The organism is Streptomyces venezuelae, from assembly GCF_008642375.1.
Classification (GTDB): domain Bacteria; phylum Actinomycetota; class Actinomycetes; order Streptomycetales; family Streptomycetaceae; genus Streptomyces; species Streptomyces venezuelae_G.
Genome location: NZ_CP029194.1, coordinates 2760429 through 2779274 on the forward strand (window position 1 = coordinate 2760429; position 18846 = coordinate 2779274).

An 18846-nucleotide genomic window follows, 5' to 3' on the forward strand; every position below is an offset into this window, starting at 1 on the left:
CAACTTCTTAGGTAGAATCCATACATGGAGACCGAGACCGCCACCCCCTGGCTCAGCGACGGCGAGCAGTGCGCCTGGCGCACCTTCCTGGACGTCCAGAGGATGCTGACGCACCAGCTGGAGAAGGACCTCCAGCCCTTCGGACTGACGATGAACGACTACGAGATCCTGGTGAACCTCTCGGAGTCGGCGGAGCGGCGGCTGCGCATGAGCGACCTCGCCATGGCCACCCTCCAGTCGAAGAGCCGGCTCTCCCACCAGATCACCCGGATGGAGAACGCCGGCCTCGTCCGGCGCGAGAACTGCGAGTCGGACCGGCGCGGGCTGTACGCCGTCCTCACGGACGAGGGCATGGAGACCATGCGCAAGGTCGCCCCGCACCACGTCGAATCGGTGCGCAGGCACTTCATCGACCAGATCGGCCCCGAGGCCCTCGGAGACCTCCACGAGTCCCTGAAGCCGATCGCGGAGCAGCTCCGCGGACGGCGCGGCAAGCCGTGACCTGACAAAGAACGGGAAGGGCCTCTCCGGACGACCGGAGAGGCCCTTCCCGTTTTCCCGTACGGACCGGGGCCGTACGGGGTCAGTTGCCCGTCAGGCTCGCGACCAGCTCGTCGGAGGCCGCGTACGGGTCGAGCTCGCCCGCGACGATCCGCTCGGCCAGCGCGTCGAGGCGCCGGTCGCCGTGCAGGTCGCCGATGCGCTCGCGCAGGGCGGTGACCGCGATGGTCTCCACCTCGCGCGCGGCACGGGACCGGCGGCGGTCCGCGAGCACCCCGTGCTCCTCCATCCACGCGCGGTGCTTCTCCAGGGCTTCCACGACCTCGTCGATGCCCTCGCCGCGCGCCGCGACCGTCTTGACGATCGGCGGCCGCCAGTCGCCGGCGGTCCGCGCCTCGCCCAGGCCCAGCATGTGGTTGAGCTCGCGGGCGGTGGCGTCCGCGCCGTCCCGGTCGGCCTTGTTCACCACGTACAGGTCGCCGATCTCCAGGATGCCCGCCTTCGCGGCCTGGATCCCGTCGCCCATGCCCGGCGCGAGGAGGACGACCGAGGTGTCGGCCTGCGAGGCGATCTCCACCTCGGACTGGCCGACGCCGACCGTCTCCACGAGGATCACCTCGCAGCCGGCCGCGTCCAGGACGCGGATGGCCTGCGGGGCGGACCAGGCGAGGCCGCCCAGGTGCCCGCGGGTGGCCATGGAGCGGATGTAGACGCCCGGGTCGGAGGCGTGCTCCGACATCCGGACCCGGTCGCCGAGCAGCGCTCCCCCGCTGAACGGGGAGGACGGGTCGACGGCCAGGACGCCGACCCGCTTGCCCGCCCGCCGGTAGGCGGAGACGAGCGCGGAGGTCGACGTCGACTTGCCGACGCCGGGCGAGCCGGTCAGGCCCACCACGTACGCACCGCCGGTGAGCGGCGCGAGCGCCGCCATCACCTCGCGCAGCTGCGGGGACGCCCCCTCCACGAGCGAGATCAGCCGGGCCACTGCCCGCGGCCTGCCCTCACGTGCCTGGGCGACGAGTTCGGGGACGTCCACCATCTGCGCTGCTCCTTCAGTACGGAACTACTTGCCGTTTCCGGGGACACGGACGATCAGCGCGTCACCCTGGCCGCCACCGCCGCACAGGGCCGCCGCGCCGATGCCGCCGCCGCGCCGCTTGAGCTCCAGGGCGAGGTGCAGCACCACACGGGCGCCGGACATGCCGATCGGGTGACCCAGGGCAATGGCGCCACCGTTGACGTTCACCTTCTCGGGGGTGACGCCGAGGTCCTTCATTGACTGGTGCGCGACGGCGGCGAACGCCTCGTTGATCTCGATCAGGTCGAGGTCCTCGACGGCCAGGCCGTCCTTCTTGAGCGCGTGCAGGATGGCGTTGGAGGGCTGCGACTGGAGCGAGTTGTCCGGGCCCGCGACGTTGCCGTGGGCGCCGATCTCGGCGATCCACTCCAGGCCCAGCTCCTCGGCCTTGGCCTTGCTCATCACGACGACGGCGGCGGCGCCGTCGGAGATCTGCGAGGAGGTGCCGGCGGTGATGGTGCCGTCCTTGGCGAAGGCCGGACGGAGCTTGCCGAGGGACTCGGCGGTGGTCTCGGCGCGGATGCCCTCGTCCTTGGCGAAGATCACCGGGTCGCCCTTGCGCTGCGGGATCTCGACCGGGGTGATCTCGGCCTCGAAGATGCCGTTCTTCTGGGCGGCGGCGGCGCGCTGGTGCGAGAGGGCGGCGATCTCGTCCTGCACGTCGCGCGGGATGCCCAGGCGCGTGTTGTGCTTCTCGGTGGACTCGCCCATGGCGATGTTCTCGAAGGCGTCGGTGAGGCCGTCGTACGCCATGGCGTCGAGCATCTCGATCGCGCCGTACTTGTAGCCCTCGCGGGACTTCGGGAGCAGGTGCGGGGCGTTGGTCATCGACTCCTGGCCGCCGGCGACGACCACGTCGAACTCACCCGCGCGGATCAGCTGGTCGGCGAGCGCGATGGCGTCGAGACCGGACAGACACACCTTGTTGATGGTGAGGGCCGGGACGTTCATCGGGATGCCGGCCTTGACGGCGGCCTGGCGGGCGGGGATCTGGCCGGCGCCCGCCTGGAGCACCTGGCCCATGATCACGTACTGCACCTGGTCGCCGCCGATGCCCGCACGGTCGAGGGCGGCCTTGATCGCGAACCCGCCGAGGTCCGCGCCCGAGAAGGACTTGAGCGAGCCGAGGAGGCGACCCATGGGCGTGCGGGCGCCCGCGACGATCACTGAGGTGGTACCGGTCGTTCCAGACATGAGGCACGGCCCCTAGGGATGAGGAGTGAACGAGGGTTTACCGCCAATGTACTGAGGGGCGGCGCATACGGTCACCGGGCAGCCGGTGTGATCGCGCGCACGTTGCGTAACCGCCCTTCTGGCGCTGGACTAGGGGGCATGCTGACGCGTATCGACCACATCGGGATCGCCTGTTTCGACCTCGACAAGACTGTCGAGTTCTACCGTGCGACGTACGGATTCGAGGTGTTCCACACCGAGGTCAACGAAGAGCAGGGTGTCCGCGAGGCCATGCTCAAGATCAACGAGACCGACGACGGCGGGGCCTCCTACCTCCAGCTCCTGGAGCCGACCCGCGAGGACTCGGCGGTGGGCAAGTGGCTCGCCAAGAACGGCGAGGGCGTCCACCACATCGCCTTCGGCACCGCGGACGTCGACGGCGACGCCGCGGACATCCGCTCCAAGGGCGTCCGCGTCCTCTACGACGAGCCGCGCATCGGTTCGATGGGCTCCCGCATCACCTTCCTCCACCCCAAGGACTGCCACGGCGTCCTCACGGAACTGGTCACCTCGGCGAAGCCGTCCGCTGACCACTCCTCAGCGGAGCACTGACCTCCGGATTCCTGGCCCGGTAGAGTGGGCGACTCCGGGCCGGGGCCGGTCGGGGCTGCTCCACGTGGCACCGAAGTCGGGATGTCGGGGTCGTCCGATCTGCCACGATTCCCCGGGGGTCCGTCCTCGTCGGTGAGGACGGTGCTCGTTGGAGTTGCGGACAGGGTTGGGGTCTCCCCTGCTCGGAGAGCTCGGGGAAGGATGGACCGCGCAGTGCGGGGCTACGAACGCCAGGAGAGCCACCGAGCTGAAGACGACCATCTCGCCCGGTTCGAAGCCGAGATGGACCGGCTGAAGACCGAGCGTGAGAAGGCCGTCCAGCACGCCGAGGATCTCGGTTACCAGGTCGAGGTCTTGCGTGCCAAGCTCCATGAGGCGCGCCGCACGATCGCGTCCAGGCCCGCGTACGACAGCGCGGACATCGGCTACCAGGCCGAGCAGCTGCTGCGCAACGCGCAGGCGCAGGCCGAGCAGCTCCGCCAGGACGCCGAGCGCGAGCTGCGCGAGGCCCGCGCCCAGACACAGCGCATCCTCCAGGAGCACGCCGAGCACCAGTCCCGGCTCCAGGCCGAGCTGCACAACGAGGCGGTCCAGCGCCGTCAGCAGCTGGACCAGGAGCTCAACGAGCGCCGCCAGACCGTCGAGGCGCACGTCAACGAGAACGTCGCCTGGGCCGAGCAGCTGCGCGCCCGTACGGAGTCCCAGGCCCGCCGCCTGATGGAGGAGTCCCGCGCGGAGGCCGAGCAGTCGCTCGCCACCGCCCGCGCCGAGGCCACCCGGCTCGCCGAGGAGACCAGCCGTCGCGTCGGCGCCGAGGCCGAGTCCGCCCGCGCCGAGGCCGAGGCGATCCTGCTGCGCGCCCGCAAGGACGCCGAGCGGCTCCTGGGCGCCGCCTCCAGCCAGGCCCAGGAGGCCACGGCCCACGCCGAGCAGCTCCGCTCGACGACCACCGCCGAGACGGACCAGGCCCGCCGCCAGGCCACCGAACTCTCCCGCGCCGCCGAGCAGCGCCTGCAGGAGGCCGAGGAGAAGCTCCGGCTGGCCGGCTCCGAGGCCGAGAAGGCCCTCACGGAGGCCAAGGAGGCCGCCGCCAAGCAGCTCGCCTCCGCGGAATCGGTCAACGAGCAGCGCACCCGCACCGCCAAGACGGAGATCGCCCGGCTCGTCGGCGAGGCCACCAAGGAGGCCGAGGCCCTCAGGTCCGAGGCCGAGGAGAAGCTCCGCGAGGCGACCGCCCAGGCCGAGAAGCTGGTCTCGGAGGCCTCGGAGAAGGCCCGTACGGCCGTGGCCGAGGACTCCGCCGCCGCGCTCGCCAAGGCCGCCCGCAGCGCCGAGGAGATCCTCACCAAGGCGTCCGAGGACGCCCGCGAGACCACCCGCAAGGCCTCCGAGGAGGCCGAGCGGATCCGCCGCGAGGCCGAGACCGAGATGGACCGGCTGCGGACCAGGGCCGAGGAGCAGGCCGACGAACTGCTCGGCTCGGCGAAGGACGACACCAAGGAGTACCGCGCCAAGACGGTCGAGCTCCAGGAGGAGGCCCGCCGGCTGCGCGGCGAGGCCGAGCAGCTGCGCGCCGAGGCCATCGCGGAGGGCGAGCGGATCCGCGGCGAGGCCCGCCGCGAGGCCCTCCAGCAGATCGAGGAGGCGGCCGGCACCGCCGAGGAGCTGCTGACCAAGGCCCGTACGGACGCCGAGGAGCTCCGCACCAAGGCCGGTGCCGAGAGCGAGCGGGTCAAGTCGGAGGCCGTCGAGCGCGCCCAGACGCTCCGCGCGCAGGCCGAGGAGACCCTGGAGCGCACCCGCGCCGAGGCCGAGCGGCTGCGCGCCGAGGCCGAGGAGCAGGCGGAGTCCGTCAAGGACGCCGCCGAGGAGACCGCCGCCGGGCTGCGCGCGGACGCCGAGCGGGCCGCCGAGGCCCGCCGCGCCGAGGCCGCCGACGAGCTGGCCCGGCTGCACACCGACGCCGAGACGAAGGTGGCGGCGGCCGGACAGGAGCTGACCGACGCCCGCGCCGAGAGCGAGCGCATCCGGCGCGAGACCGCCGAGGAGACGGAGCGGCTGCGCACGGAGGCCGCCGAGCGCGTCCGTACGCTCCAGGAGCAGGCCGAGCAGGAGGCCGAGCGGCTGCGCGCCGAGGCCGCTTCGGACGCCTCCACGACACGGAGCGAGGCCGAGACCGCGGCCGTACGGCTCCGCACGGAGGCCTCGGACGAGGCCGAGCGCCTGAGGTCCGAGGCGCAGGAGACCGCCGACCGGGTGCGGGCCGAGGCCGCGGCCGCCGCCGAGCGGGTGGCCGCCGAGGCCGCCGAGGCCCTGGCCGCCGCGCAGGAGGAGGCCAACCGGCGCCGCCGGGAGGCCGAGGAGACGCTGGACTCGGCCCGCTCCGAGGCCGGCCGCGAGCGCGAGCACGCCCGCGAGCAGTCCGAGGAGCTTCTCGCCGCCGCCCGCAAGCGCGTCGAGGACGCCCAGACCGAGGCGCAGCGCCTGGTCGAGGAGGCGGACGCGCGGGCGACCGAGATGGTCACCGCCGCCTCGCGAGCCGCCCAGGAGGTACGGGACTCGGTGGCCGGTCTGCGCGAGCAGGCCGAGGAGGAGATCGCCGGGCTGCGCAGCGCCGCCGAGCACGCGGCCGAGCGGACCCGCACCGAGGCGCAGGAGGAGGCGGACCGGGTCCGGGCCGACGCCTACGAGGAGCGGGAGCGGGCGTCCGAGGACGCCTCCCGCACCCGGGCGCGCGCCCAGGAGGAGTCGGAGGCCGCGAAGGCGCTGGCCGAGCGGACCGTCGGGGACGCGATCGCCGAGTCGGAGAAGCTGCGGGCGGACACCGCGGAGTACGCGCAGCGGGTACGCACCGAGGTGACGGACTCGCTCGCCTCGGCGGAGCAGGACGCGGCCCGTACGCGGGCGGACGCCCGGGACGACGCGAACCGGATCCGTTCGGAGGCCGCCGAGCGCGCCGAGACGGTGGTCGGCGAGGCGCGTGCGGAGGCGGAGCGGATCGGTGCCGAGGCCGAGCAGGTCCTCGACGAGGCCCGTAAGGCCGCCGACAAGCGCCGCAGCGACGCCGCCGAGCAGGCCGACGCGCTCATGGCCGAGGCGACCGCCGAGGCCGAGCGGCTCACCGCCGAGGCGGTCGAGCTCATGGAGACGACCGAGCAGGACGCGCTGCGGCTCCGTGCCGAGGCCGAGCAGGTCAAGATCGACGGGGAGGCGCACGCCCAGGCGCTGCGGACGGCCGCCCTCGCGGACGGCGAGCAGGTCCTCGACGAGGCCCGCAAGGCCGCCGACAAGCGCCGCAGCGACGCCGCCGAGCAGGCCGACGCGCTCATCGCCGAGGCGACCGCCGAGGCCGAGCGGCTCACCCGCGAGGCGGGCGAGCTGTCCGACGCGGTCACGGCCGACGCCCGGGCCGAGGCCGAGCGGATCGCGGCGGAGGCCACCGAGCAGGCGGCCCGGACCGTCGCGGAGGCCGAGCGCCACAAGGCCGAGGCGGAGGCGGAGGCGACCGCGGCGGTCGAGGCCGCCCAGCAGGACGCCGAGCGGATCCGCGCGGAGTCGGAGCAGCTGAAGGCGGACGCCGCGGCGGCGGCCGAGCAGATGCGCTCGGAGGCCCGCGAGGAGGCGGACCGGACGCTCGACGAGGCCCGGGACGCGGGCGCGCGGAAGCGTTCGGACGCGGCCGAGCAGGCGGACCAGCTCATCGCCAAGGCCCAGGAGGAGGCGCTGCGCGCCACCACCGAGGCCGAGACGCAGGCGGACACCATGGTCGGCGCGGCCCGCAAGGAGGCCGAGCGGATCGTCGCGGAGGCGACCGTCGAGGGCAACTCGCTGGTGGAGAAGGCCCGTACGGACGCGGACGAGCTGCTGGTCGGGGCGCGCAGCGACGCGACGGCCATAAGGGACCGGTCCGAGGAGCTGCGGAGCCGCGTCGAGGGCGAGATCGAGGAACTGCACGACCGGGCGCGACGCGAGACCGCCGAGCAGATGAAGACGGCCGGCGAGCGCGTCGACAAACTGGTCAAGGCGGCCACGGAGCAGCGCACCGAGGCGGAGGAGAAGGCGAAGGAGCTGGTCTCCGAGGCGAGTTCCGAGGCGAGCAAGGTCCGCATCGCGGCCGTCCGGAAGGCGGAGGCGCTCCTCAAGGAGGCCGAGCAGAAGAAGGCGTCGCTCGTCGCGGAGGCCGAGGGCATCAAGGCGGAGGCGGAGCGGATCCGCGCCGAGGCGCAGGCGGAGGCCGACAAGACGGTCGAGGAGGGGAAGCGGGAGCTGGGCGTGCTCGTGCGCAGGCGCGAGGACATCAATGCCGAGATCTCCCGTGTCCAGGACGTGCTGGAGGCGTTGGAGTCTTTCGAGACTCCGTCGGGCTCAAAGGACGGGGTCAAGGCCGGTGCGTCGTCGGGGATCACCCGTTCGGGTGGCAAGTCCCAGGACGGCTAGCCACTCGAAAGGCTGGACATTCTCCAGATCAAACGGGCATACGCTCGATGACACGCCGCTTCGGCCCCTAGGATTCCCTCTAACACCTCACCGGTCTCATTCGACAGGAACCCCATGAGCGACACTTCCTCCCCCTTCGGCTTCGAGCTCGTGCGGCGTGGTTACGACCGCGGTCAGGTGGACGACCGCATTACCAAGCTCGTCGCCGACCGTGACAGTGCTCTCTCCCGGATCACTTCCCTGGAGAAGCGCATCGAGGAACTCCACCTCGAAACGCAGAACGCACAGGCGCAGGTCACCGACGCCGAGCCGTCGTACGCCGGCCTCGGCGCCCGTGTCGAGAAGATCCTCCGGCTCGCCGAGGAGGAGGCGAAGGACCTGCGCGAGGAGGCCCGTCGCGCCGCCGAGCAGCACCGCGAGCTGGCCGAGTCGGCCGCCCAGCAGGTGCGCAACGACGCGGAGTCCTTCGCGGCCGAGCGGAAGTCGAAGGCCGAGGACGAGGGCGTCCGGATCGTCGAGAAGGCGCAGGGCGAGGCCAACTCGCTGCGTGCCGAGGCGCAGAAGGACGCGCAGTCGAAGCGCGAGGAGGCGGACGCCCTCTTCGAGGAGACCCGCGCCAAGGCCGCCCAGGCCGCCGCGGACTTCGAGACCAACCTGGCGAAGCGCCGCGAGCAGTCGGAGCGGGACCTGGCCTCGCGTCAGGCGAAGGCCGAGAAGCGTCTCGCCGAGATCGAGCACCGCGCCGAGCAGCTCCGCCTGGAGGCCGAGAAGCTGCGCACGGACGCGGAGCGCCGGGCCCGTCAGACGGTGGAGACCGCGCAGCGCCAGGCCGAGGACATCGTGGCCGACGCGAACGCGAAGGCCGACCGGATCCGCAGCGAGTCGGAGCGCGAGCTCGCTGCGCTGACGAACCGCCGCGACTCGATCAACGCCCAGCTGACCAACGTCCGCGAGATGCTGGCGACCCTGACGGGTGCCGCGGTCGCGGCGGCCGGCTCCCCGATCGACGACGAGCGCGCCGCCGGCGTCCCGGCCCAGCAGTCGCGGTAACGCCTGAGCAACACCGCGCAAAACCCTCCGTCATTCCGGTGGCGGGGGGTTTTTCGCGCCCTTAGGTTGGTACGCATGATCGAGCTTGAGGGCCTGACCAAGCGCTACGGGACGAAGACAGCGGTCGACCATCTCTCCTTCCAGGTCCGGCCGGGCGTCGTCACCGGCTTCCTCGGGCCGAACGGGGCGGGCAAGTCGACGACGATGCGGATGATGCTCGACCTGGACAACCCGACCAGCGGTACGGTCCGGATCGACGGCAAGCACTACCGGGAGCTCCAGGAGCCGCTGAAGTACATCGGCGCGCTGCTCGACGCCAAGGCGATGCACGGCGGGCGTTCCGCGTACAACAACCTGCTGTGTCTCGCGCAGTCGAACCGGATCCCGGAGAGCCGGGTGGGCGAGGTGCTCGACCTCGTGGGTCTGACGCCGGTCGCGCGGAAGAAGTCGAAGGGTTTCTCCCTGGGCATGGGGCAGCGGCTCGGTATCGCCTCGGCACTGCTCGGCGATCCCGAGATCCTGATGTTCGACGAACCCGTCAATGGTCTGGACCCCGAGGGAATTCACTGGATCCGCAATCTGATGAAGGCGCTGGCCGGTGAGGGCCGGACGATCTTCGTCTCCAGCCATCTGATGAGTGAAATGGCGCTGACGGCCGATCATCTGATCGTCATCGGGCAGGGAAAGCTGCTGGCCGACACGTCGATGGCGGATTTCATCCACCAGAATTCACGAAGTTATGTGCGGCTGCGTTCGCCGGAGCAGGAACGCCTGCGGGACGTTCTCCACGCCAACGGATTTATCGCGGTCGAGGCGGGCAACGGCACCCTTGAGGTGGACGGGGCGACCACCGAGAAGCTGGGCGAGTTGGCGGGCGCGAACCAGCTCGTCCTGCACGAACTGAGCTCCCAGCGCGCCTCGCTGGAAGAAGCGTTCATGCAGATGACGGCCGGTGCGGTGGAGTACCACGCGCACGGCACCGACGTACACGGCGCCGTGTCGGCGCCCGGCCCCCGCTGGGGCTCGACCTCCGAGGGAGACTGACACGATGGCAGCGGTATCCGCGGTCCTCCAGTCCGAGTGGACGAAGATCCGGACGGTGTCGTCGACCGTCTGGACGCTGGCGAGCGCCCTGATCGTCACCGTGGGGGTCGGCGCGGCGCTGTCCGCCGTGTTCAACTCCACCTTCGACGACCTCAGCACGGCCGAGAAGCTCACCTTCGACCCGACCCTGGTCAGCTTCTTCGGGATGACCCTGGGGCAGCTGGCGATGGTCGTCTTCGGCGTCCTGGTGGTCGGCACCGAGTACTCCTCCGGCATGATCCGCACCTCGCTCGCCGCCGTGCCGCAGCGCGCGACCTTCCTCTTCTCGAAGATCGCGGTGGCCGGCGGTCTCGCGCTGCTCGTCGGCGTCGTGACGAGCTTCCTCTCCTTCTTCCTGGGGCAGGCGCTGCTCGGCGAGCACCGGGCGTCGATCGGCGACGAGAACGTGCTGCGGGCGGTGTTCGGCGGCGGGATCTACATGGGGCTGATCGCGATCTTCTCGATGGGCGTGGCGGCGATGCTGCGCTCCTCGATGCTGTCGCTCGGCATCCTGATGCCGTTCTTCTTCCTGGTCTCGCAGATCCTGGCGGCCGTGCCGAAGGTCAAGGAGGTCGCCAAGTACTTCCCCGACCAGGCCGGCTCGAAGATCATGCAGGTCGTCCCGGACGCCCTGGACACGGAGAAGGCCCCGTACGGGCCCTGGGGCGGGCTCGGGATCATGCTGCTCTGGGTGGGGGCCGCGCTCCTGGGCGGGTACCTGGTGCTGAAGAAGCGCGACGCCTGACCCCGGGGCCGGACTCCGGGTCGGGCCCCGGGGCCTGGCCCTGGGGCCCGACCCGTAGGGGACGACCTGGAAATCTCCCCCACGTTCCCTTCCGCATCTCTTCCACTTCGCGGGAACCGTCAACGGCTGGATAAGCTCCTCATTCATACGGGGGGCTCCGGCCGACGGCCGCCACGCCCCGACATGGATGCGACCGACCTGTCGATGGGGCTGGAGAATGATCGAGGCAGTCGGCCTGACGAAGCGCTACGGCGCCAAGACGGCCGTGTACAACCTTTCCTTCCAGGTGAGGCCCGGTGTCGTCACCGGCTTCCTGGGGCCCAACGGGTCGGGCAAGTCGACGACGATGCGCATGATCCTCGGGCTCGACCGGCCCACCTCCGGGCACGTGACCATCGGCGGCCACCCCTTCCGGCAGCTGCCGAACGCGCCCCGGCAGGTCGGCGCGCTGCTCGACGCGAAGGCCGTGCACGGCGGCCGGAGCGCGCGCAGCCACCTGCTGTCGCTCGCCCAGCTGGCCGGCATCCCGGCGCAGCGGGTCGACGAGGTCCTCGGCGTGGTCGGCCTCCAGGACGTGGCCAAGCGCCGCTCCAAGGGCTTCTCGCTCGGCATGGGCCAGCGGCTCGGCATCGCGGCGGCGCTCCTCGGCGACCCGCAGGTGCTGCTCTTCGACGAGCCGGTCAACGGCCTGGACCCGGAGGGCATCCTCTGGGTCAGGAACCTGATGAAGAAGCTGGCCTCCGAGGGCCGGACCGTCTTCGTCTCCAGCCACCTCATGAGCGAGATGGCGCTGACGGCGGACCACCTGATCGTGATCGGCCGGGGGCAGCTGCTCGCGGACATGAGCGTCACCGACTTCATCTCGGCGAACTCCGCCGACTTCGCCCGGGTGCGAACGCCGCAGACCGAGCCGGCGCAGCGCGAGAAGCTGACGACGACGCTCACGGAGGCCGGTGGCCAGGTGATGCCGGAGCCGGACGGCGCGCTGCGCGTGACGGGCCTGCCCCTGCCGAGGATCAGCGACCTCGCGTTCGACGCGGGCGTACGCCTCTGGGAGCTCTCCCCGCACCAGGCCTCCCTGGAGGAGGCGTACATGCGGATGACGCAGGCCGCCGTGGACTACCGCTCCACCGACGACCGGCTCGCCCACCTCCAGGCGCCGCTCCAGCCCGGCCAGCCGGGGTACGGGATGCCGCAGCAGCAGCCGGTGGCGCCCGAGGTGTCGCAGCAGGGCTGGTACGCCCCGCCGCCGCCCGGACAGAACCCGTACGCCGGGGCTCCGCAGGCGCCCGCGCAGAGCCCGTACGCCGGGGCTCCCCAGCCGCCCGCGCAGAGCCCGCACGCCACCCCGCAGCCGAGCGACACCACCAAGGACGCCCGATGACCGCCCCCACCCACCAGCACGCACCGGCGCCGCACGCCTACGTCTCCCCCATCCCGGTCCGCCGGGCGCACCTCGGTGACGCCCTCGCCTCCGAGTGGACGAAGATCCGCTCGGTGCGGTCGACGATGTGGACGCTCGGCGTCATGATCCTGCTGATGCTGGGCATCGGCCTGGGTGTGGCGGCCATCGCCTCGGCCTCCGAGGCACCGATGGGCGACGAGTCCGCGCTCGGCTTCGGCTTCTTCGGCATGCTTCCGGCGTCGATCTGCGTGATCACGCTCGGGGTCCTGACGATCGCGTCCGAGTACGGCACGGGCATGATCCGTACGACCCTGACCGCCTGCCCGAGCCGCGCGCGGGTGCTGACGGCGAAGGCGATCGTCTTCTTCCTGCTGGTCTTCACGGTCACCACCGTCTTCGCGGCGCTGGTGGCGGTGGCGCAGGTCGCCATGGTCGACACCGCGTCGGAGCCGACGGGCGCCGAGTGGCTGCGGGCGACGGTCGGGGCGGGCGCGTACCTGGCCATGCTCGGTCTGCTGTCGCTGGCGCTCGGGACGCTCATCCGGCACTCGGCCGGCGCGATCACCGTCATGATCGGTCTGCTGTTGCTCCCGCTGGTGGCGGCGCTGTTCATGTTCTCGGAGGCGCTCCGGTCCGTGCAGGAGGCGCTCTTCACCTACGCGATCCCCTCGCAGATGATCGCGCTGTACACCGAGCGCCCGCCGTTCGGCGACAGCGGCCCGTCGGGCTGGGAGCCCCTGCTGATCATGGCGGGTGTCACGGCCGCGGCCCTGGCCGGCGCCTACGCCCTGCTGAACAGCCGGGACGTGTAAAGGGACCGGGAGGGCAAAGGGCCCCGAAGGGCCTGCCTCAGTACCTCGGCGCGTTACGGGACCGCTGCACCCTGCTGGTGCGGCGGTCCTTCGCGTTCCAGCAGGCCTTGTGCCAGTGGCGCCGGTCGTCCACGCCCCCGTACTCGGGCCAGGCGACGACGTGCGGGGCGCCGGAGGGGATCTCCTGGTCGCAGCCGGGGCAGCGGTAGCGCTTGCCCGGCGAGCTTGCTCCGGCGACGAGGCGGACGTACCACTCCTCGCCCTGCCACGTCTCGCTGCGCTGCGCGCCGCCGTACCGGTCGCCGGGTTCGCCCTGCTGCTGCTCGGGCTTCTCGCCGCCTCGGGAGCGGTTGTGGCGCGGGGACACTTGCACACCTCACGGGGTCTGGGAACACGGACCGTTCTGTCCAGCCTACGGGCCGCGACGCGGTGCCCCGGGCCCCGCCCGTGACGGCTTAGCCGAAAATCGCAAGAACTTCATGAACGGCCGTTGCCTTTGGCACGTGTCAGACGTTGTTGCCAGTGCGAGGGGAGATACGCGTCGGCCGCAAGGAGGCAGAAGGCGATGCGCGTGGGTACGTTTGTTCTGGCCGCACAGTTCCCGGGCCAGGGACAAGGGGAGGCTCTGCACCGGGCGGTGCGGACCGCCGAGGTGGCCGAGGAGGCGGGGCTCGACTCCGTCTGGCTCGCCGAGCACCACTTCGTGCCGTACGGGGTCTGCCCCTCGGCCGTGACGCTCGCCGCGCTGCTCCTCGGGCGCACGCGGCGGCTGCGGGTGGGCACGGCGGTGAGTGTGCTGCCGACGGTCCACCCGGTCGCCCTGGGAGAGCAGGCGGCGCTGCTGCACCTGACCTCGGGCGGCAGGTTCACCCTCGGGGTGGGCCGGGGCGGGCCGTGGGTCGACCTGGAGGTGTTCGGCGCGGGTCTGGCGGCGTACGAGGAGGGCTTCCCCGAATCGCTCGATCTGCTGCTGCGATGGCTGCGCGAGTCCCGGGTCGGCGCCGAGGGGGAACGATTCGCTTTCCGCGAGGTGGCGGTGGTGCCCCGTGCCGACGAGCTGATCGGGGGTGAGTCGGGGCCCGAGGTCGTGGTGGCCTGCACCTCGCCGAAGAGCGTGCGGCTCGCCGCGGAGCGCGGGCTTCCGATGCTGCTCGGGATGCACTGCGGCGACGAGGACAAGGCCGAGATGGTCGCGGCCTGGGCGCGCTGTGCCCGGGAGGCCGGGCGAGACCCGGACGAGATCGCGCGGATCGGCGCCGGGCACGTCTCGGCGGGGGTCGTGCAGCTCGCGGACCGGGGGGCGGACGCGGCCGAGTCGCTGGTGAAGGCGATGCCGGGATGGCTGAAGCAGGGGCTCGACGCGCATGTGACGGTCGACGGCCGGCACCGGGCGATGCGGGACCCCGTGGCGTACACGGAGCTGCTGTGCGGGCTGCACCCGGTGGGCACGCCGCGGCGGGCGGCGGACCGGCTCGCGGCGACGGCGGAGCGTACGGGCATCACGCGGTTCGCTCTGCTCGCAGAGGGCTCGGGCGATCTCGCGGCGACCGAGGAGAACGTCCGTCGGCTCGGCTCCGAGGTGCTCCCCCAGCTGGGCTGAGGCCCGGCGGAGAGAGTGTGCCGCCGCTCCGGCATCTCTTCGTGGTCGACGCGTGTCGGCACGCGTCGACCACGTCTCCCGCGATGCGGAGCGGCAGCACCATGTCTCAGCAGTCGCGCAGTTCCGGCGACTGATTGAGCAGCTGCCCCCGTACGGACGTGAAACGGGCGAGCCGCTCGTCCACCGCCGGGTCCAGCGGGAACACGGCCACGCGGTGGCAGTTCTGGAAGGCGAGACGCACCCCGAAATGCCGCTGCAGGGCGCCACGAATGGCATCGCTCGCGAGCGCGCGCAGCAGCTGACCGCGTGCCTGCTCGTTCGGCGGCGGCGTCTGGTTGTCGGCGAACTCTCCGCCGTCGACCTTCAGCTGGGCCACCAGGGAACTGATCATCTCCCATGCGTAGGGCAGGGAGGTCCGGACGCAGTCGACGAAGTCGGCTTCGTCGACCTCGCCTCGCTCGGCCTGTTCCAACAGTGCCGGTGAGACGTCGAGCGACATGGGTTCTCCTCTCGCGACCCCGCGGACGGGGTCTTGCGGGCAGGGACGAAGGCCGGGCCGTGCGCCACGCAGCGTGCACGGACGACGACCTCCAGCTTCCACGGTAAGCGCGCAGACCTGGTCGCACCAGAAGATTGGGAACACAACAGGCTGATAACCGACGGGTGTTCGGCTAAGGATGATGCCCGAATCGCGCGGAAGAGCGCCCGTCTTGTAGCGTTGCGGACCATGCGTCTCGTCATTGCCCGTTGCTCCGTGGACTACGCGGGTCGGCTCACGGCCCACCTGCCCTCCGCGCCCCGTCTGATCCTGATCAAGGCCGATGGGAGCGTCTCGATCCACGCGGACGACCGGGCGTACAAACCGCTCAACTGGATGTCGCCGCCGTGCACCCTGAAGGAGGGCGCCGACGGTGAGGCGGGCATCTGGACCGTGATCAACAAAGCGGGCGAGAAACTGATCATCACGATGGAGGAGATCCTCCACGATTCCTCGCACGAGCTCGGTGTGGACCCCGGTCTGATCAAGGACGGCGTGGAGGCCCATCTCCAGGAGCTGCTCGCCGACCGCATCGAGACGCTCGGCGAGGGATACACGCTGATCCGCCGCGAGTACCCGACGGCGATCGGCCCGGTGGACATCCTGTGCCGCGACGCGGACGGCGGGACGGTCGCGGTGGAGATCAAGCGGCGCGGCGAGATCGACGGCGTCGAGCAGCTAACCCGCTACCTGGAGCTGCTCAACCGCGATCCGCACCTGGCCCCCGTGAAGGGCGTCTTCGCGGCGCAGGAGATCAAGCCGCAGGCGAAGGTGCTCGCGACGGACCGCGGGATCGGCTGCGTGGTCCTCGACTACGACGCCCTGCGCGGCATCGAGGACGACAAGCTCCGCCTCTTCTGACGGAGAGGACGAAGCGGTACGAGTACGGGGACGGCCCCGGGTGCGGTGAGCGCGCCCGGGGCCGTCCCCGTCTGCCGTGAGCAGGGTCAGACGATCGCCGTCTCCGAGGTGGCGGGGCTGTCCGAGGCGGAGGGACCGCCGCCGAGGGTCGCCGACGCGGAGTTGCTCGGCGAGTTCTCCTCGGCCGGCGGAGCGGTGGTCGTCGGCGGGGCCGTCGTCGGCGGGGGCGTGGTCGTCGGCGGGGCCGTGGTCGGCGGAGTCGTGGTCGTCGGCGGAGTGGTCGTCGGGCTCGACGTCGTCGGACGCGGTCCGCCGGTGGTGGCCGAGGGGCTCGACGGCGGCCGGGTCGTGGACGGCGGGGTGGTGCCCGTCGGGCTGCCCGTGGGCGACGGCGGGGTGGCGGACGACGAGGAGGACGAGGACGGCGGGGCCGAGGAGGAACCGGGCGAGCCGGTGTCGCCGGGGCTCGTCGGCGCGTTCGACGGGGAGGTGCCGTCGGAGCCGGAGGGGCTCGGGGAGCCGGAGTGCGTGGGGTCGCCCGTCGTGCCGGGGTCGCCCGGCTCGCCGCCCTCCCCCTCCTCGCCCTCGGCGGGCGGCTCGTCGCCGTCGATGCCGTCGTCGAGGGTGCCGTCGGTCGCCGTGCTGTCGGAGGTGACGCGGTTCGTGGCGGGGTCCTCGCCGTCACCGGAGGTCGCGCCGAGGGTGACGACGGTGCCGAGGACCGCCACGAGGAGCGCGCCCGCGCCGACGGCGGCGAGGTTGCGGCGGGCGCCGGTGAGGATGCCTCCCGCGAAGCCCGGGCGGCGGCCGCCGGGGCCGGTGCCGGTGCCGGGGCGCGTGATGAGCGTCGGGCCCTCGTCGGCGAAGTCCGGGAACGCGGGAACCGGAGGGACCGCGGGGCCCGCAGGGCTCCGCACGGGGCCGCCGGGCAGCGGGGCCGTGGGCGGCTCCGGGGCCGCGAGCGCGGGCCGGGCGGGCGTACGCCGCAGGGCCGGGGTGCCGCGGGGCGGCGAGACGGGCTCCTCGGCGCGGGCCGCGACCGGGGTGGGGTGCTCTCCGGAGAGGTCGGCGACGAGCGCGAGCGCCCTGCGGCCGGCGACGGTGCCGCGCTTGTCGGCGAGCACCCCGCGCATCCCGATGGAGGCCTCGAGCTCGGCGCGGGCCCGCTCCAGGTTTCCGGCGCAGATCGCGAGGACGCCCAGCTCGTGGTGGAAGTACGCCTCCTCGGCGACGTCTCCGGCGAGCCTGGCGGCCTCCTGTCCGGCGCGCAGGGCCCGCTCCCAGGCGCCCCAGTGCAGACCGGCGGCGAAGGCGGGCGCGGCGGCGCGGGCGAGGAGGACGGCGGTGGCCCGGCGCTCTCCGTCGGTGCCGGTCTCGGTGCCGGGGACGAGCGCGGCCAGGGCGGCGAGGAGGGCGTCGGATTCGGCGGCGGCGCGCTCGGGCGTGACGGAGGGGTGTCCGGCCCACCAGGCGTAGTGCTGGGCGGCGGTGTGGACGCGGTCGGCGGCGTCGTGCTCGTAGCCGTGGGCGAGGAGCTGGGTCAGGACTCCGGCGGCGAGCCGGTAGCGGGTGCCGACCGGGGAGAGCAGCCCGCAGGCCACGAGCTCGCCGAGGGCGGCGTCGGCGTGGGTGTCGCCGACCAGGGCCGGCAGGTGGGCCTGGTGCGGGACCTCTCCGCCGAGGGCCACGGTGAAGCGCAGGGCGGCCTGGGCGGAGCGGCTGAGCCGTGAGGCGAGGAGGGCGGCGGGGGCGGCGCCCTCGCCGAGGGTGGGCAGGGGTATCTCGCGGAGTTCGACGTCGGCGTCCTCGACGCCGTCGAAGGCGGCGGCCGCGGCGGCGGCGGCAGCCGCGGGGTCCGTCGGGCCGAAGGCCTCTTCGAGGGCGCCGAAGGCGTCGAACTCGGCCGGGGTGACGCGCAGCCGGTCGCGCTGCCGCAGCAGCGCCCCGGCCTGGACGAAGCGGAGGGGCAGCCCTTCGGACTCGAACCACAGGTCGCCGGCCCAGTTGGCCTCCTCGTCGGTGAGGGTGCGGCCGACGGCGCTCTCCAGGAGCTTGAGGGACGCGCCGCGGCCGAGGCCCTCCAGGGCGACCTCCTCGACGTGGGCGCCGGCCGTGGGGGCGGGCGCGTCGGGGGCGGCGGCGAGGAGGAAGGCGCACTCGGGGGCGGCGGCGAGGAGCTCGTCGAGGGCGGCGCCGCCGAATTCCAGGTCGTCGACGACGACGACGGCGCCGATGTCACGGAGCCGGTCGAGGAGCTCGGTCCGGTCGGGCCGGTGGTTCGGGGCGTACCGGACGGCGGTGAAGAGTTCGTGGAGGAGTTCGGTGGGGGTGCGGTGGTGGCCGGAGAGGCGGACGACGCCGTCGGGGGCGAGCTCCGCGCAGTCGACGGCGACCGCGTCGAGAAGAGTGGTCCGGCCGGATCCGGCGGGTCCGGTCAGGCGGGCGGAGCGGCCGCGGCCGAGGACCTCGGCGAGCCGATCGCGCTGCTCCTGGCGTTCGAGGAGGGGCAGCGCGGGTGCGGCGGGCCCGGGCGGCACGGGCGGGGCGACGGCGCGGGCGGCCTCGGCGCGCTCCTCGGCGGTGCGGCGGCGGGGGGCCGCGGGCTCCTGTCCCGGCGGGCAGGGTTCTATCTCGCTGCCGTCGACGGGGTTGACGGTGAGGAGCAGGTCGCCGGAGACCAGCTTGACGACGCGGGCGCGCGCGGGGGCCGCGGGTGCGGGTGCGGGCACACCCCTGCCCTGGCGGGCCTCGTCACCCTCGGTGTCGTGCCCGTACTGCTCCGACCCAGGGTTGATCGGGTCCATGGTGCAAGCCCCCAAGAAGCGGTGTCCGGTGCCCGCCGGATGGGTCCGTCAATGTGCAGGCGACCGAACCCTAGACCGTGGTCAGGCGCTCGGGAACAGGCGGGGTGCCACGGAGACCAAGACGTCACGGTCTTGTGAGGATTGAGC

At 72.7% G+C, this 18846-nt stretch carries 15 protein-coding genes; 10 read left to right on the forward strand and 5 right to left on the reverse strand.

Annotation, left to right across the window (positions count from 1 at the left end):
- Positions 1-24 precede the first annotated feature (24 nt).
- The gene (locus tag DEJ46_RS12145; RefSeq protein ID WP_150265983.1) at positions 25-501 is read left to right on the forward strand and encodes a MarR family winged helix-turn-helix transcriptional regulator; all 477 of its coding nucleotides are present in this window, start codon (positions 25-27) and stop codon (positions 499-501) included.
- An 82-nt stretch (positions 502-583) separates the two neighbouring features.
- Here the strand turns inward: DEJ46_RS12145 and meaB are convergent, their stop codons facing one another.
- On the reverse strand, positions 584-1540 hold the full coding sequence (gene meaB, locus DEJ46_RS12150; protein WP_150265985.1) for a methylmalonyl Co-A mutase-associated GTPase MeaB: 957 nt from the start codon (positions 1538-1540) through the stop codon (positions 584-586).
- Between the two features lie 24 nt (positions 1541-1564).
- Positions 1565-2773: an acetyl-CoA C-acetyltransferase gene (locus DEJ46_RS12155; protein ID WP_150265987.1), complete on the reverse strand. Its 1209-nt coding sequence runs from the start codon at positions 2771-2773 to the stop codon at positions 1565-1567.
- 138 nt (positions 2774-2911) lie between these two features.
- Here DEJ46_RS12155 and mce point away from each other — a divergent pair, with 138 nt between their 5' ends.
- The 7 genes from mce (at position 2912) to DEJ46_RS12190 (ending at position 12896) form a co-directional block, all read left to right on the forward strand.
- Positions 2912-3364: a methylmalonyl-CoA epimerase gene (gene mce / locus DEJ46_RS12160; protein ID WP_150265989.1), complete on the forward strand. Its 453-nt coding sequence runs from the start codon at positions 2912-2914 to the stop codon at positions 3362-3364.
- Positions 3365-3577: 213 nt separating this feature from the next.
- Complete coding sequence (gene scy, locus DEJ46_RS12165; RefSeq protein WP_150274345.1) at positions 3578-7801, forward strand: polarized growth protein Scy; 4224 nt, start codon at positions 3578-3580, stop codon at positions 7799-7801.
- 114 nt (positions 7802-7915) lie between these two features.
- Positions 7916-8851, forward strand: a complete 936-nt coding sequence (locus DEJ46_RS12170; RefSeq protein WP_056644144.1) for a hypothetical protein — start codon at positions 7916-7918, stop codon at positions 8849-8851.
- Between the two features lie 75 nt (positions 8852-8926).
- Positions 8927-9895: an ABC transporter ATP-binding protein gene (locus DEJ46_RS12175; protein WP_150265991.1), complete on the forward strand. Its 969-nt coding sequence runs from the start codon at positions 8927-8929 to the stop codon at positions 9893-9895.
- Positions 9896-9899: 4 nt separating this feature from the next.
- Entirely contained in the window at positions 9900-10679 is a 780-nt protein-coding gene (locus DEJ46_RS12180) for an ABC transporter permease (RefSeq protein WP_150265993.1), read from the forward strand.
- A gap of 217 nt (positions 10680-10896) precedes the next feature.
- On the forward strand, positions 10897-12063 hold the full coding sequence (locus DEJ46_RS12185) for an ABC transporter ATP-binding protein (protein ID WP_150265995.1): 1167 nt from the start codon (positions 10897-10899) through the stop codon (positions 12061-12063).
- Positions 12060-12896 (forward strand): ABC transporter permease, encoded by an 837-nt coding sequence (locus DEJ46_RS12190; protein WP_150265997.1) that lies wholly within the window; start codon positions 12060-12062, stop codon positions 12894-12896. The genes DEJ46_RS12185 and DEJ46_RS12190 overlap by 4 nt, the downstream gene beginning before the upstream one ends.
- A gap of 37 nt (positions 12897-12933) precedes the next feature.
- Here DEJ46_RS12190 and DEJ46_RS12195 read toward each other — a convergent pair whose 3' ends face one another.
- Entirely contained in the window at positions 12934-13263 is a 330-nt protein-coding gene (locus DEJ46_RS12195; protein ID WP_150265999.1) for an ATP/GTP-binding protein, read from the reverse strand.
- A gap of 198 nt (positions 13264-13461) precedes the next feature.
- Between DEJ46_RS12195 and DEJ46_RS12200 the strand changes: the two genes are divergently transcribed.
- The gene (locus DEJ46_RS12200; protein ID WP_150266001.1) at positions 13462-14496 is read left to right on the forward strand and encodes an LLM class flavin-dependent oxidoreductase; all 1035 of its coding nucleotides are present in this window, start codon (positions 13462-13464) and stop codon (positions 14494-14496) included.
- A gap of 106 nt (positions 14497-14602) precedes the next feature.
- Here DEJ46_RS12200 and DEJ46_RS12205 read toward each other — a convergent pair whose 3' ends face one another.
- On the reverse strand, positions 14603-14995 hold the full coding sequence (locus DEJ46_RS12205) for an SCO5389 family protein (protein WP_017236120.1): 393 nt from the start codon (positions 14993-14995) through the stop codon (positions 14603-14605).
- A 228-nt stretch (positions 14996-15223) separates the two neighbouring features.
- On the opposite strand from DEJ46_RS12205, the gene nucS reads away from it, so the two are divergent.
- A complete protein-coding gene (nucS, locus tag DEJ46_RS12210) occupies positions 15224-15895 on the forward strand; it encodes an endonuclease NucS (RefSeq protein ID WP_055641303.1) in 672 nt (223 codons plus the stop codon).
- An 86-nt stretch (positions 15896-15981) separates the two neighbouring features.
- Here nucS and DEJ46_RS12215 read toward each other — a convergent pair whose 3' ends face one another.
- Entirely contained in the window at positions 15982-18699 is a 2718-nt protein-coding gene (locus DEJ46_RS12215) for an ATP-binding protein (protein WP_150266003.1), read from the reverse strand.
- Positions 18700-18846: the final 147 nt, after the last annotated feature.